The sequence below is a fragment of the Brevundimonas sp. NPDC055812 genome (assembly GCF_053616535.1).
In genome coordinates, this window is record NZ_JBSHDX010000008.1 from 1 (window position 1) to 13,502 (window position 13,502).

The 13,502-nt window shown below is 68.1% G+C and carries 12 protein-coding genes; 4 read left to right on the forward strand and 8 right to left on the reverse strand.

All coding sequences use genetic code 11. The features are described 5' to 3' along the window. Nucleotides 1-69 precede the first annotated feature (69 nt). The 5 genes from ACWGL1_RS13445 to ACWGL1_RS13465 form a co-directional block, all read right to left on the reverse strand. The gene (locus ACWGL1_RS13445) at nt 70-1,413 is read right to left on the reverse strand and encodes an amidohydrolase family protein (protein WP_338577126.1); all 1,344 of its coding nucleotides are present in this window, start codon (nt 1,411-1,413) and stop codon (nt 70-72) included. Between the two features lie 3 nt (nt 1,414-1,416). Next, complete coding sequence (locus ACWGL1_RS13450) at nt 1,417-2,910, reverse strand: amidohydrolase (RefSeq protein ID WP_452112276.1); 1,494 nt, start codon at nt 2,908-2,910, stop codon at nt 1,417-1,419. 115 nt (nt 2,911-3,025) lie between these two features. After that, nucleotides 3,026-3,307: a DUF167 domain-containing protein gene (locus ACWGL1_RS13455; RefSeq protein WP_291782715.1), complete on the reverse strand. Its 282-nt coding sequence runs from the start codon at nt 3,305-3,307 to the stop codon at nt 3,026-3,028. Nucleotides 3,308-3,588: 281 nt separating this feature from the next. Continuing rightward, nucleotides 3,589-4,518 (reverse strand): electron transfer flavoprotein subunit alpha/FixB family protein, encoded by a 930-nt coding sequence (locus tag ACWGL1_RS13460; RefSeq protein WP_452112277.1) that lies wholly within the window; start codon nt 4,516-4,518, stop codon nt 3,589-3,591. After that, entirely contained in the window at nt 4,518-5,282 is a 765-nt protein-coding gene (locus tag ACWGL1_RS13465) for an electron transfer flavoprotein subunit beta/FixA family protein (RefSeq protein ID WP_452112278.1), read from the reverse strand. The genes ACWGL1_RS13460 and ACWGL1_RS13465 overlap by 1 nt, the downstream gene beginning before the upstream one ends. Nucleotides 5,283-5,406: 124 nt before the next feature. Here ACWGL1_RS13465 and ACWGL1_RS13470 point away from each other — a divergent pair, with 124 nt between their 5' ends. Then, nucleotides 5,407-5,748, forward strand: a complete 342-nt coding sequence (locus tag ACWGL1_RS13470) for a hypothetical protein (protein ID WP_452112279.1) — start codon at nt 5,407-5,409, stop codon at nt 5,746-5,748. Between the two features lie 10 nt (nt 5,749-5,758). Here ACWGL1_RS13470 and ACWGL1_RS13475 read toward each other — a convergent pair whose 3' ends face one another. Together ACWGL1_RS13475 and ACWGL1_RS13480 are read right to left on the reverse strand one after the other, a co-directional pair. Beyond that, entirely contained in the window at nt 5,759-6,331 is a 573-nt protein-coding gene (locus tag ACWGL1_RS13475) for a cob(I)yrinic acid a,c-diamide adenosyltransferase (protein ID WP_338577138.1), read from the reverse strand. A gap of 29 nt (nt 6,332-6,360) precedes the next feature. Beyond that, nucleotides 6,361-6,564, reverse strand: coding sequence for a twin transmembrane helix small protein (locus ACWGL1_RS13480; RefSeq protein ID WP_312219866.1), 204 nt, complete (start codon nt 6,562-6,564; stop codon nt 6,361-6,363). 141 nt (nt 6,565-6,705) lie between these two features. Between ACWGL1_RS13480 and ACWGL1_RS13485 the strand changes: the two genes are divergently transcribed. Both ACWGL1_RS13485 and ACWGL1_RS13490 read left to right on the forward strand, forming a co-directional pair. Next, nucleotides 6,706-8,862: a TonB-dependent receptor domain-containing protein gene (locus ACWGL1_RS13485; protein WP_452112280.1), complete on the forward strand. Its 2,157-nt coding sequence runs from the start codon at nt 6,706-6,708 to the stop codon at nt 8,860-8,862. Nucleotides 8,863-8,977: 115 nt separating this feature from the next. Beyond that, a complete protein-coding gene (locus ACWGL1_RS13490) occupies nt 8,978-10,102 on the forward strand; it encodes a hypothetical protein (protein ID WP_343830263.1) in 1,125 nt (374 codons plus the stop codon). Nucleotides 10,103-10,313: 211 nt separating this feature from the next. Here the strand turns inward: ACWGL1_RS13490 and ahcY are convergent, their stop codons facing one another. Further along, nucleotides 10,314-11,723 carry an adenosylhomocysteinase gene (gene ahcY / locus ACWGL1_RS13495; protein WP_452112281.1) on the reverse strand — a complete coding sequence of 470 codons (1,410 nt, stop codon included), beginning with the start codon at nt 11,721-11,723 and terminating at the stop codon, nt 10,314-10,316. Nucleotides 11,724-11,958: 235 nt separating this feature from the next. On the opposite strand from ahcY, the gene ACWGL1_RS13500 reads away from it, so the two are divergent. Beyond that, nucleotides 11,959-13,449, forward strand: a complete 1,491-nt coding sequence (locus ACWGL1_RS13500; RefSeq protein WP_452112282.1) for a methyl-accepting chemotaxis protein — start codon at nt 11,959-11,961, stop codon at nt 13,447-13,449. Nucleotides 13,450-13,502: the final 53 nt, after the last annotated feature.

A 13,502-nucleotide genomic window follows, 5' to 3' on the forward strand; every position in this document is an offset into this window, starting at 1 on the left:
GGAGTCGGGAGCAATGAAAAAGGGCGCTGCGGTCTCCCGCAGCGCCCTTCCGTCTTCAGGCCGTGAACCTCAGTTGCCGTAGGCGGGCGGCATCGCCCCTTCGCCGCCGGTGCGGTAGCGGTCGCGCAGCAGCAGGTTGCGGGCCTGCAGCGGCTGCTCCACCCCGTCGATCAGCACGGCCGAGGGCTGGCTCAGCGGCTCCAGCGGATCGCCGGACCAGACCACGACGTCGCCCGCGGCCCCGGCCTTCAGCTCGCCGAACTGGCCGTCGAAGCCGAAGATGCGCGCCGGGTTGACCGTGATCGCCTGGATGGCCGCCGCGAACGGCAGGCCGTGCGACACGGCGTTGCCCGCGTTGTAGCGGATGTCGCGGGCGCGGTGGGCCGAGCCCTCGTTGCCCTTGATGGCGATGACGACGCCGGCCGCGTTCAGCGCCGCCGCGTTCTGCATCCGCGCCGCCCGCATCTCGAAGTTCGAGGGCAGGTTGGTGATCGGGTGCAGCAGGACCGGCACGTTCGCCGCCGCGATCTCATCGGCCACCAGCCAGCCTTCGGCGGCGCCGTCGAGGATGATCTTGACCCCTTCCTCGCGCGCCAGGCGCAGCACCTGCTGGATGTCCGCCGCCCGGTTGACGGTGACGATCAGCGGCATGCGCCCCTCGGCCACCGGGATCAGGGCTTCCAGATCGGCCCGCGACAGGGATAGGTCGCGAAGCGCCGCCCGGTCATAGGCGGCCTTGTTGCGGGCGTAGGTCCGAACCTCGGCCAGGGTCTCCTTGAACAGGACGAACTCGGCGCCGCGCGCGCCGCCCGCCACCGCCTTGCCGGCCTCGCCGAAGGGCGCGACCATGGCCACGCGCGGCTTCACCAGGATGTCGGCGCCGCCCAGCTTGATGACCGCCGCCTGGCCCGCGAACAGGCCCGGCGTCTGGAAGCCGCCCGCGCCGGCGCCGGCGAAGTCGGAATCGTCGTGGCTGTGACCGCCGCCCGAGCCGCCGTGCTGCGGCGTGACGACGGCGCGCGTGACGCCACCCAGCCGCGCCGTCGGCAGGGTGAAGGACCAGGGGTCCAGCCCATAGGACAGGTCGAAGGCCGCCGTCAGGGTGTTGGCGCGGTTCGACAGGTCGTTGGAGCCCCGCACCGAGCCGACCTCGGTCCCGGCCAAGCCGGAATCCACGGCGACGAAGCCCGGCGTGACGATCTTGCCGCGCGCGTCGATGACGCGCAGACCGGCCGGCGCGCCGCCGGTTCCGACCGAAACGACCTTGCCGTTACGGATGACGACGGTGCCGTTCTCGATCACCGAGGTTCCGGTCAGCACCTGGCCGCCGGTGATGGCGACGTCCTGCGCCAGGGCGGGGCCGGTCAGGGCGATGGCCGCGACAGCGCCCGCGAGGAGAGTTTTGATACGCATGGTTCAGCGAGCTCCCTGGGCGACGCCGGCGGCGGCCTGGCCGAAGCCGGGCTGGCCCAGTTCGAAATCGGACACGGGCTGGAAGGCGGGGTTCTGGCGATCGAAGGCCAGGCCGCCGTCGATGAAGACCTGATCGGCGCGGGCGTAGATCGAGAAGGGATCGGCGCTCCAGATCACCACGTCGGCGCGCTTGCCGCTCTCCAGCGAGCCGGTTTCCTTGTCGATGCCGATGGACTTGGCCGCATTCAGCGTGATCCAGCTGATGGCGTGCTCTTCGGAGATGTTCATCCCGGCGCGCCGACCGGCCGACAGGGCGGCGGCGGCTTCCTGGTTCAAGCGCTGGATCAGTTCGGCGTCGTCCGAGTGGATGACGGCGCACGAGCCCTCGGGCGCGTCGGTCAGGGCGGCGTTCTCCTCGATGCCGTCCAGGGCCTCCATCTTGAAGCCCCACCAGCCGGTCCACATGGCGGCGCAGACGCCTTCACGGGCCAGCAGGGGCGCGATCTTGTAGGCCTCGACCGCGTGGTGGAAGGTGGTGACCTTGTAGCCGAACTCCTTGGCCACATCGAGCATCACCGCCATTTCGTCGGCGCGATAGCAATGGTTCTGGATCAGGATCGAACCGTCCAGCACGCCCGCCAGGGTCTCAAGCTGCAGATTGCGGGTCGGGGGCGTTCCCTGACCGTCCTCGCGCCACTTGTCCCACTTGGCCTTGTAGTCGCGCGCGGCGATGAAGCCGGCGCGATAGCCCGCGACATTGCCCATGCCGGTGGCCGGCGACTGGTTGCGCGAGCCGTAGACGCGCGACGGGTTCTCGCCGCAGGCCATCTTCAGGCCGTAGGGGGCGTTAGGGAACTTCATCCCCTGCATGGTGACCGACGGCACATTGCGCAGGGTCACGCCGCGGCCGCCGAACAGGTTGGCCGAACCGGGCAGGATCTGCATCGTCGTCACCCCGCCCGCGCGGGCGGTGTTGAAGCCGGGATCCTGGGGCCAGATGGAGTGCTCGGACCAGACCTGGGCGGTGTTGGGGTTGGTGGCTTCGTTGCCGTCGCTCATCCCCTGCACGCCGGGCGAGGGATAGACGCCCAGGTGGCTGTGAATGTCGATGATGCCGGGCGTGACGAAGCGGCCGCGCGCGTCCACTACCTGGTGACCCGCCGGGACCGGGGTGTCCGCGCCGCCGACGGCGGCGATGCGGCCGTCAGTGACGACGACGACGCCGCCCTCGATCTTCTGGCCCGCGCCGGTCAGCACCGTGGCGCCGACGATGGCCATGTTCTGGCGCGGCAGGCCGCGATAGGTCGAGGGATAGGGGTCCTGATTGGCCCAGCCGTCCAGGCCCGGCGCCATGGTCCGATCCCTGGACGAAGAGGCGGAGGCCGTCTCGGTCTTGGGCGCGGCGTCGCCGGTCGTGGCGCAGGCCGACAGGCTGAGCGCGCCGAGCGCGCAGGTGAGAACAGCGAGGCTTGGCCCCCGCAGGCGACTGAACAACATGGGCGAGCCCCCTCGCGCCCGCGAACTGCGGGCAGACAACGGCGCGTATACAATCCCGTGTTTCCGTCAGGGTAAAGCTCTAAAAGCCGCGCTCGCGGCAAAGTCAGTCGCGCGCTCAGTCGGCGGGCAGGCGCGCGCGGACCTCCGCGTCGGTCAGGCCGTCGACCTCGATCATCTTCAGACGAGACTGGCCGCCGCGCGCCAGGGTCACGTCGCGCTTGGGCACGGCCAGGGTCTTGGCCAGGAAGGCGGTCAGGGCGGCGTTGGCCTCGCCCTCCACCGGCTGGGCGCGGACGCGGACCTTCAGCACCGGACGGCCGTCCGGGTCGACGTCCCAGCCGTCGATGCGGTCGGCGGCGGCGCGAGGGGTCAGCTTGACGGGAATGCGGGCGGTCATGGGACGTGTTTGGCCCAAGGAGAGGAAAGGTCCAAATTTTCGTCATTCTCCGGCAAGCCGCGCAGCGGCGCAGACCGGGGAACCCAGCGGCGCCCGGAGGGCGAAAGATACGGACGCTGCGCTTGCGGCGAAGATCGCCTTCGGCGCCGCTGGGTCCCCCGGTCTCCCCCCGCTTTCGCGAGGGTCGCCGGAGGATGACGAAAGATAAGGCGCGCCAAAAAGAAAACGCGCCGGACGGTTTCCCATCCGGCGCGCTTCAATGCTCAGCGTGACGCCCGCCCTTAGCCCAGAGCGGCCATCAGCTCCGGCACGGCGGTCTTGTAGTCGGCGACCAGGCCGTAGTCGGCGACCTGGAAGATCGGGGCGTCGGGGTCCTTGTTGATCGCGACGATCACCTTGGAGTCCTTCATCCCGGCCAGGTGCTGGATGGCGCCCGAGATGCCGATGGCGATGTAGAGGGCCGGTGCCACGACCTTGCCGGTCTGGCCGACCTGATAGTCGTTGGGGGCGTAGCCCGCGTCGACCGCCGCGCGCGAGGCGCCGACGGCGGCGCCCAGCTTGTCGGCCAGGGGGTCCATGACGGCGTGGAACTCTTCGGCCGAGCCCAGGGCGCGGCCGCCCGAGACGACGATCTTGGCGGCGCCCAGTTCGGGGCGGTCCGACTTGACCATTTCCTCGGAGACGAAGGCGGTCCTGGGCGCTTCGCCGGCGGCGACGTTCTCGACCGGGGCCGAACCGCCTTCAGCGGCGGCGGCGAAGGCCGTCGGGCGCACGGTGATGACCTTCTTGGCGTCGGCCGACTGCACCGTCTCCAGCGCGTTGCCCGCATAGATCGGGCGCACGAAGGTATCGGTCGAGACGACCTCGACGATGTCCGAGATCGGCGCCGTGTCCAGCTTGGCGGCGATGCGCGGGGCGAAGTTCTTCCCGTCGGTGTTGGCCGGGGTCAGGATGGCGTCGTAGTTCCCGGCCAGCGGCAGGACGGTGGCCTCGACGGCCTCGGCCAGGCCGTGGGCGACGGCGTCGCCTTCGGCCAGAAGCACCTTGCGCACGCCCGAAATCTTGGCGGCGGCGTCAGCCACGGCCTTGGCGCCCTTGCCCAGGACCAGAACGTCGACGTCGGACGACAGGGCCAGGGCGGCCGTCACGGTCTTGTTGGTGGTGTCGCGAACGGCCGAGCCGTCGTGGTCGGCGATGACGAGAACGGCCATTACAGCACCCCCGCGGACTTGAGCTTGGAAACCAGTTCGGCCGCATCGGCGACCTTGACGCCCGCCGAACGCTTCGGCGGCTCCGTCACCTTCAGCACCTTGAGGCGGTCGGTCGTATCGACGCCGTAGTCGGCGACCGCCTTGATGGCGATCTCCTTCTTCTTGGCCTTCATGATGTTCGGCAGCGACGCATAGCGCGGCGTGTTCAGGCGCAGGTCGACCGAGACCACGGCGGGCAGTTCGGCCGAGACTGTCTGCAGACCGCCGTCGACTTCACGGGTGACGACCGCCTTGCCGCCTTCGATCGCCAGCCTGCCGGCGAAGGTGGCCTGCGGCCAGTCCAGCAGGGCCGCCAGCATCTGGCCGACCGCATTGTTGTCGCCGTCGATCGACTGCTTGCCCAGCAGCACCAGGTCCGGCTTCTCCTCGTCCACCACGGCCTTCAGCACCTTGGCGACGGCCAGCGGCTCCAGGTCCGTGTCCGACTGCACCAGGACGCCGCGATCGGCGCCCATGGCCAGGGCCGTGCGGAGGGTTTCCTGGGCCTGGGTCACGCCGATGGAGACGACGACGATTTCCGTCGCCGTGCCTGCGGCATGGTGTTCCTTGCCTTCCTTCAGGCGCACGGCCTCTTCGACGGCGATTTCGTCGAAGGGGTTCATGCTCATCTTGACGTTGGCGAGGTCGACGCCGGTCTGGTCCGCCTTGACGCGCGCCTTGACGTTGGAGTCGATCACCCGTTTCACCGGGACGAGTACCTTCATGAGCCTATCCACTTGGTCGTCGAAATGTCGGCCGAGGGATTGGACCGACGAAACCGGCCTGTCAACGTAACGCTACGTGAACTGTGTTCGTGTCCAGCGGCCAATTTTCGGTTATGAGACCCGCATGAAACGCTTTCTGACGATCCGTCGCCTCAGCATCATCTTCTTCAGCCTGTTCGCCGTGACGCTGGCGGGCGTGTTCGTCCTCCAGCGTTTCTGGGTCGATCCGGGCGATCGCTGCGCAGCCAAGGGCTATTGGTACGATCTGGAGACCCGGATCTGCGCCCAGCCCATCTACATCCCCGACATCACCGGCCGCCCGGCCGGGACGACGCGGGCCGAGGCCTCGAACAAGGCCAATCAGGAATTGCTGGTGCTGGAAGACCAGGTCAACGCCGAGAAGCGCGCCCGCACCGCCGCCACCGAGGCGGAGCGCAAGCGGGTCCAGGCGCTGCAGTCTCAGTAAGGCCTGCGCCTCAGCGCGTCGCGCCGGGGCGCCACAGGACGTCGCCGGCCCCATTGGCGTTGGCGCGCCGCGCGGCGACGAACAACAGGTCCGACAGGCGGTTGAGATAGCGGACGGCGTCCGGATTCACCGCCTCGCCCGATTCGACCAGGCGCACCGCGTCCCGTTCCGCCCGGCGGCAGACCGTGCGCGCCAGATGCAGATGCGCCGACAGGGGCGAGCCGCCCGACAGGATGAAGCTGTCCAGCGGCTTGAGGCAGTCGTTCATCCAGTCGATCTCGTTCTCCAGCCGCTCGACCTGGGAGGCGATGATGCGCAGGGCCTCCCACTTGGGCGCCGGCTCCATCGGCGTGGCCAGGTCGGCGCCCAGGTCGAACAGCTCGTTCTGGATGCGGCCCAGCATGGCGTCGATGCGATCGTTCTGGCCGCTGTTCAGGCGCGCCACGCCGATGACGGCGTTCAGCTCGTCCACCGTCCCATAGGCCTCGACCCGCGCATCGGTCTTGGACACGGGCGCGCCCGACGCCAGCCGCGTCTGACCGGCGTCGCCGGTGCGGGTGTAGATCTTGTTCAGCGTCACCATGGCGCGCCCTCCCCTGTTCCTGTCCGACCTCAGCCCGCGTGGGTGCGCTTCAGCCACATGCCGATCATCAGCAGCAGCACCGCCACCGCCTGCAAGGCGACGCGCAACCGCATCAGCTTGTTGGACCGGACGCTGGCCCCCTCGCCCCCGCGCTTCAGATTGTAGAGGCCCAAGCCCAGGGTGACGGCGACGGCGGCCACGGCGATGAGGATCAGGATGTCGATGATGTCCATGCCCGCTTCTTAGGCCCGACCGCATTTCCGCGCCAGACGTGTCGGAAGCGCGGCGCAAATGCGACCTATTCGCACACCCCCATTGCGCTGAGAATGCGAACGCTGTTGAGAGGCGTTCTCATTTCCAAAGGCCCCGCTCCAATGTCCTGCTCCCGCACGTCCCGCCGCTCGTCCCTGCTGGCCGCCACCGCCCTGATGACCGTCGGGGCCGCGGCGCCCGCCCTGGCCGACGAGGCTGCGGACGTTCTGGAGCAGAGCCATCAGGTGGCCGACGTGGTCGTCACCGCCTCGGGCTTCGAGCAGAAGATCACCCAGGCGCCCGCCTCGATCAGCGTCCTGCCGCGCGAGGAGATCGAAGAGATCCGCGCCACCTCGATCGCCGAGATCCTGAACAACATCGAGGGCGTCGACACGGGTTCGGGCGTCGGCAAGACCGGCGGCCAGACCATCAACATCCGCGGCATGGGCTCGGACTACACCCTGATCCTGATCGACGGACGCCGCCAGAACACGGCCGGCAGCGTCACGCCCAACGGCTTCGGCGAGACCTCGACCAGCTTCCTGCCGCCGGTCTCGGCCATTGAACGGGTCGAGGTGGTGCGCGGCCCGGTCGCCACCCTCTACGGCTCGGACGCGATGGGCGGGGTGGTCAACATCATCACCCGCAAGGTGGGCGACGCCTGGACCGGCTCGGCCTCGGCCAACTACACGCTGCAGGGCGACGACGAGTTCGGCGACTTCTGGGGGATCAACGGCTACGCCTCGGGTCCGCTGATCGCCGACCGCCTGGGCCTGGCGCTGCGCGGCTCGTGGTCCGAACGCGAGCAGTCGGACCTGAAATACCGCGACGTGAACGGCGATGAAGTCGACGTCACCGGTTTCGGCCGCAGCGCCACCGCCTATGAGATCTGGACCCTGGGCGCCCGCCTCAGCCTGACGCCGAACACCGACCACGACCTGTGGCTGGACGTCGACGCCGCCAGCCAGTGGTACGACAACGCCAAGGGCCAGATGGGCACCAACACCGTCGCCGGCGGCTACAAGGACTTCCTGGAGTTCAACCGCGAACAGTACCTGCTGGCGCACAATTGGCGCCTCAGCTTCGGCACGCTGGAATCGACCCTGTCGCACAACAAGACCGAGACGCTGGGCCGCCTGATCCCGCGCGGCGTTCCCGGCGCCGGCGATGACCGCACCCTGGAGACCACGACCACCCTGTTCGACACCAAGCTGAACAGCCAGTGGCGCAACCACACCTTCACCGTCGGCGGCCAGTATATGGACGCTGAAATGACCGACGGCGTGGCGGCCGGCAACTTCACCTTCGAGCAGTGGGCCCTGTTCGCCGAGGACGAATGGCGGCTGCGCGACGACCTGGCCCTGACCGTCGGCCTCCGCTACGACGACCACTCCAGCTTCGGCGACCACGTCAGCCCGCGCGCCTATCTGGTCTGGAACGCCAACGAGCAATGGACCCTGAAGGGCGGCGTCAGCGGCGGCTACAAGACCCCGCGCCTGGAACAACTGACCCCCGGCATCAACGGCTTCGGCCGCCAGGGCGCCCTGCCGCTGATCGGCAGCCCCGGCCTGACCCCGGAAACCAGCGTGGCCTATGAGTTCGGCGTCTATTTCGACAACGGCTCGACCTTCCGCGCCAACGCCACCGTCTTCCGCAACGATTTCGAGGACAAGATCGCCTCGGGCCAGCCGGTCGCCAACTGCACCTTCGGCCTGACCCAGGCCCAGTATGACGCCGGCGACTACTCCAAGACGGGTTGCGTCGACGTCGGTTTCTGGTCGGCCATTCCCGAGTTCGGCCAGAGCGTGAACATCGACGAGGCCACGACCCAGGGTCTGGAGTTCGCCGCCCGCTGGCGCTTCGCCGAGGCCTGGAGCCTGCACGGCAACTACACCTACACCGACAGCGAGCAGAAGACCGGTTCGCAGGCCGGCCAGCCCCTGACCGACACGCCCGAGCACATGGTCAACGCCCAGTTGCGCTGGCAGGCTACCGACCGCCTGTCGACCTGGGTGCGCGGGGAGTACCGCTCAGAGCGCTGGCGCGGCGCGGGCGCCGCTCGCGACGCCCTGGGCGACTTCAAGGCCTATGAGCTGTTCCACATCGGCGGCTCGTACGAGGTCAACGACCGCGTGACGGTCAATGCGGCGATCTACAACCTGTTCGACAAGGACTTCGTCCGCCTGGCCCCCTACGGGACGCCCGTCGCCTATTCGCCGGAATACGCCAACAACCAGGAGCCGCGTCGTCTGTGGCTGTCGGTGACGACGACCTTCTGATCCCTTTTCAGTTTCCTCCCCGACTGACCGGGCCGCCTCCTTCAGGAAGCGGCCCGTTTTTTTGACCTGCGCCAAACTAAGCCGTTGGTCATTTTTGGCTGGCAGAGTGGCCGCCATGACCGATCGCGCCATTCGCAATCTCGAACACCTGCGCCGGACCGCCTCGACCGCGCGGGTGCTGAACCTGCTCAAGGTCTATGACGAGCACGGCGACAGCGAGGACTGGGCCGAGCGGCCCATGTTCCGCAATCCTGCGCTGAATCGCTGCCTGATCATCAAGCACCGGCTGCGGCGCAACGAGACCGACGCCTTCCCCGGCCGCCGTCAGGTGGCGACCAAGATCGTGGTGCCGATCGACAGCACCGATCTAAAGACCGGCGGCCGCTTCATCTTCGTCAATCAGATCGGCTTCGAGCGCGCCATGCACGAAGCCTTCGGCGTCGATCCCGACCATCCGGATCTGAAGACCCTGCGGCTGATGGATCAGTTGCCGTCTCTGGACCCCTTCCTGCTGCGCGAACAGCTACGGCGCGGCGGCGTGGACGCGGCGCCCTGCTATTTCGCCCTCAGCGAAGCCGACCTGGAGCGGATGCTGGAGTTCGTCCAGAAGGAGATCGAGCCCCTGGTCACCCTCAGCATCGGCGACGGAGTCGTGGCCGCCGGATCGACCGCCCGCATGGCCTCGAAGATCCTGTCCAACGCCCCCGGCGACCGGCTGGAGGCGCTGCGCCTGACGCTGAAGCTGGAGCCCGAGCAGTATCAGGAGGGCGTCTTCTGCTGGAAGGGCTTCCTCTATTACAAGTGGTCGCTCAGCAGCCTGATGGCCGACATCGTCCATGTCGCCGATGAAGTGGGAACGATCCGGCCCGCCGGCCCCAGCGACCAGGCCGCCAAGGACTATATCGCCCGGGGCCGGGCCGTGCTGCGCGGCCGCATCATGAAGACCTGCGAAGAGGTCAGCCGCACCCTGCGCTATTACGACGACGCCTATGCGGGACTGACGCGCGAGGGCAATCCGCTGGCCTTCCGCGACTTCCTGCTGGAGGCGCCGGCCCTGTTCACCCGGCTGGGCGACCAGTTGGGGGCGGTGCAGCACATCGTCAGCTTCTGGCGCTTCCGATTCAGCCCCAAGGCGCCCCCGGTGGGCGTCGAGGAGCTGATCGACATCTTCATGGACTTCGAGACCGGCCTGATGGGCCGAGGGCCCGACGAATTCGATCCCCGCGACGTCGCGGCCTAGGGCTCTCCCCTCTTACCCTGCCGTCATCCTCGGGCTTGACCCGAGGATCGGATCATCCGTCTGCAGGACGCCTGCAAGGAAGCAGCGCGTTCGACACTCGATCCTCGGGTCAAGCCCGAGGATGACGGTATGAGAGCAGGTGCGTTTCAAGCAAACAAAACCCCGCGCCGTCGCCGGCGCGGGGTTCTGTCTTTCAGACCCGAGACAGGTCTCAGTAGCGGTAGTGTTCCGGCTTGAACGGACCCTCGACCGGCACATTGATGTAGTCGGCCTGTTCCTGGTTCAGCGTCGTCAGCTTGGCGCCCAGCTTGGCCAGGTGCAGGAAGGCGACCTTCTCGTCCAGGTGCTTGGGCAGGGTATAGACCTTGTTGTCGTAGGCCTTGGCGTTGGTCCACAGCTCGATCTGGGCCAGGGTCTGGTTGGTGAAGGACGCCGACATCACGAAGGACGGGTGGCCCGTGGCGTTGCCCAGGTTCACCAGACGGCCTTCCGACAGCAGGATGATCTTCTTGCCGTCCGGGAACTCGACGTGGTGGACCTGATCCTTGATCTTGTCCCACTTGAAGTTCTTCAGGCCCGCGACCTGAATCTCGGAGTCGAAGTGGCCGATGTTGCAGACGATGGCGTTGTTGCGCATGGCGCGCATGTGCTCGACGCGGATGACGTCCTTGTTGCCCGTGGTGGTGACGAAGATGTCGGCCTTGTCGGCGACATCCTCGAGGGTCTGGACCTCATAGCCTTCCATCGCCGCCTGCAGGGCGCAGATCGGGTCGATCTCGGTGACGATCACGCGGGCGCCGCCGTTGCGAAGCGAAGCGGCCGAACCCTTGCCCACGTCGCCATAGCCGCAGACCACCGCCACCTTGCCCGACAGCATGACGTCGGTGCCGCGACGGATGGCGTCGACCAGCGATTCACGGCAGCCGTACAGGTTGTCGAATTTCGACTTGGTGACGCTGTCGTTGACGTTGATGGCGGGGAAGGGCAGTTCGCCGCGCTCGGCCATCTGATACAGGCGGTGGACGCCCGTGGTCGTCTCTTCCGACACGCCGCCGATGGCGTCGCGGATAGCCGAGTAGAAGCCCGGCTTCTCCTTCAGATAGCGCTTCATGACCGAGAAGAGGGCTTCCTCTTCCTCATTGGTCGGGTTGTCGAGGACCGAGGGGTCCTTCTCGGCCTTCGGCCCCAGCACGCACAGCAGGGTGGCGTCGCCGCCGTCGTCCAGGATCAGGTTCGGATAGCCGCCGCCCGGTTCTTTTTCAGAGGCTGGCCATTCGAAGATCTTGTGGGCGTAGTCCCAATATTCGACCAGGTTCTCGCCCTTGAAGGCGAAGACCGGCGTGCCCGACGCGGCGATGGCGGCGGCGGCGTGGTCCTGGGTCGAGAAGATGTTGCACGAGGCCCAGCGCACTTCGGCGCCCAGGGCTTCCAGCGTCTGGATCAGCACCGCCGTCTGGATGGTCATGTGCAGGGAGCCGGCGATGCGGGCGCCCTTCAGCGGCTGGGCGGCGCCGTATTCGTCGCGCAGCGCCATCAGGCCCGGCATCTCGGTTTCGGCGATGGCGATTTCCTTGTTGCCGAAATCGGCCAGGGAGATGTCGCGGACGATGTAGTCGGTCATGCTGAAATGTCTTTCGGCCACTGTCGGGGGATTGTCGCCGCTATAGCGCGGCGCGGTCACGGGAGCAATCAAGACATAAGGATGTCTTTATATGACTGCCGCCGATGACGCCGTCGCCGGTTCGGCGCGGATTAAGGAAATCTACGCAATCTCGGCTTAACCCGGACAATACCCTCTTGGCGACAAGGGGTATTGGGGCTCTCCCCTCGCCCCGTCGTTGAAACGAGTCTGCGTCATGGCTTCCCACGAGATCGACCGCCGCATGCATTTCATGGGGCTGGGTCGGCCGTCCGCCGGTTACAGCGCCATCTCGGGCCTGCTGCGCCGCTCCATCCCCCTGGCCCTCGCCGCCTTCTACGACAGGGTGCGCGCCGAGCCGGAGACCCGCCGCTTCTTCCGTGACGAAGGCCATGTCGCCGCCGCCAGCAACGCCCAGCAGCGCCACTGGGACGCCATCATCGAGGGCCGCGCCGACGAGGACTACGCCGCCTCGGTGCGCACCATCGGCCGCGTCCACGCCCGCATCGGTCTGGAGCCGCGCTGGTACATCGGCGGCTACAGCATTCTCCTGGCCCATCTGACCCGCGCCATCATCGAGCGACCCAGGAAGCTGTTCGCCAATCGCCGCGAACACGACCGCATCACCGCCGAGGCCGTGGCCGAACTGAACCAGCGGGTCATGCTGGACATGGACCTGGCCATCTCCATCTACCTGGACGCCCTGCAGGAGGAGCGCGACCGCGTGCAGGCCGAACACGCCGCCGCCGAAGCGCGCCAGGCCGAGGTCGTGCGCGCCCTGGGCGCCGCCCTGCACAGCCTGGCCGACAACGATCTGTCGGTAACCATCCCGGACGTCTTCCCCGAGGAATACCGGTCGCTGCAGAACGACTTCCACGCCGCCACCCGCGCCCTGCGCACCGCCGTCCGCGCCGTGGCCGACAGCGTCGAGAGCCTGAGCGCCGGCTCCAGCCAGCTGGCCGTCGCCTCCGAGGACCTGGCCAGCCGCACCGAGCGCCAGGCCGCCAACCTGGAGCGCACGGTCGCCGAAGCCGACGCCATCGCCCGCCAGGTCGCCTCGACCGCCGACGGCGCGCGTCAGACCGCCGAGGCCCTGGCCGCCGCCCGCGCCGATGTCGAGCACACGACCCAGGTGGTCGGCGACGCCGTCAGCGCCATCCACGCCATCGCCGAATCCTCGAGCGAGATCGGCCGCTTCACCAGCCTGATCGACGAGATCGCCTTCCAGACCAACCTGTTGGCCCTGAACGCCGGGGTCGAGGCCGCCCGCGCCGGCGACGCCGGGCGCGGCTTCGCCGTGGTGGCCCAGGAAGTGCGCGCCCTGGCCCAGCGCTCCTCCGAAGCGTCCGGCGAGATCCGCACCCTGATCTCCACCTCCTCGGCCCAGGTGGCGCGCGGCGTCGACCTGGTCGAGCGCACCGGCGCGGCGCTGGAGCGCATCGGAGCCAAGGTCTCGGCCGTCGACGGCCTGGCGGGCGGCATCGCCGGCTCGGCCCAGGAACAGTCCGACGGCCTGGCCCGTGTCCGCCGCGCCATGGGCGAGATGGACGACATCACCCAACAGAACGCCGCCATGACCGAAGAAGCCACCGCCGCCGCTCGCCAGTTGGCCAATGAGGCCGTCAGCCTGAACCAGCAGGTCGCCCGCTTCCGCCTGGACCGCTCCGTCGCCGCCGGCGCCTCACGAGGGCCGCGCCTGGTCGCCTGATCCGAACCGGCGCCTCCTCACGCCTCCTTCACGCAACGCCGCGCGATCAACAC

What these genes read in the sequence shown, in the direction of transcription:
- ACWGL1_RS13490 (WP_343830263.1), top strand. Translation starts at nt 8,978, where the DNA reads ATGACCGATCGCGCCATTCGCAATCTCGAACACCTGCGCCGGACCGCC.
- ahcY (WP_452112281.1), bottom strand. Translation starts at nt 11,723, where the DNA reads ATGACCGACTACATCGTCCGCGACATCTCCCTGGCCGATTTCGGCAAC.
- ACWGL1_RS13485 (WP_452112280.1), top strand. Translation starts at nt 6,706, where the DNA reads ATGTCCTGCTCCCGCACGTCCCGCCGCTCGTCCCTGCTGGCCGCCACC.
- ACWGL1_RS13460 (WP_452112277.1), bottom strand. Translation starts at nt 4,518, where the DNA reads ATGGCCGTTCTCGTCATCGCCGACCACGACGGCTCGGCCGTTCGCGAC.
- ACWGL1_RS13465 (WP_452112278.1), bottom strand. Translation starts at nt 5,282, where the DNA reads ATGAAGGTACTCGTCCCGGTGAAACGGGTGATCGACTCCAACGTCAAG.
- ACWGL1_RS13475 (WP_338577138.1), bottom strand. Translation starts at nt 6,331, where the DNA reads ATGGTGACGCTGAACAAGATCTACACCCGCACCGGCGACGCCGGTCAG.
- ACWGL1_RS13450 (WP_452112276.1), bottom strand. Translation starts at nt 2,910, where the DNA reads ATGTTGTTCAGTCGCCTGCGGGGGCCAAGCCTCGCTGTTCTCACCTGC.
- ACWGL1_RS13480 (WP_312219866.1), bottom strand. Translation starts at nt 6,564, where the DNA reads ATGGACATCATCGACATCCTGATCCTCATCGCCGTGGCCGCCGTCGCC.
- ACWGL1_RS13455 (WP_291782715.1), bottom strand. Translation starts at nt 3,307, where the DNA reads ATGACCGCCCGCATTCCCGTCAAGCTGACCCCTCGCGCCGCCGCCGAC.
- ACWGL1_RS13445 (WP_338577126.1), bottom strand. Translation starts at nt 1,413, where the DNA reads ATGCGTATCAAAACTCTCCTCGCGGGCGCTGTCGCGGCCATCGCCCTG.
- ACWGL1_RS13500 (WP_452112282.1), top strand. Translation starts at nt 11,959, where the DNA reads ATGGCTTCCCACGAGATCGACCGCCGCATGCATTTCATGGGGCTGGGT.
- ACWGL1_RS13470 (WP_452112279.1), top strand. Translation starts at nt 5,407, where the DNA reads ATGAAACGCTTTCTGACGATCCGTCGCCTCAGCATCATCTTCTTCAGC.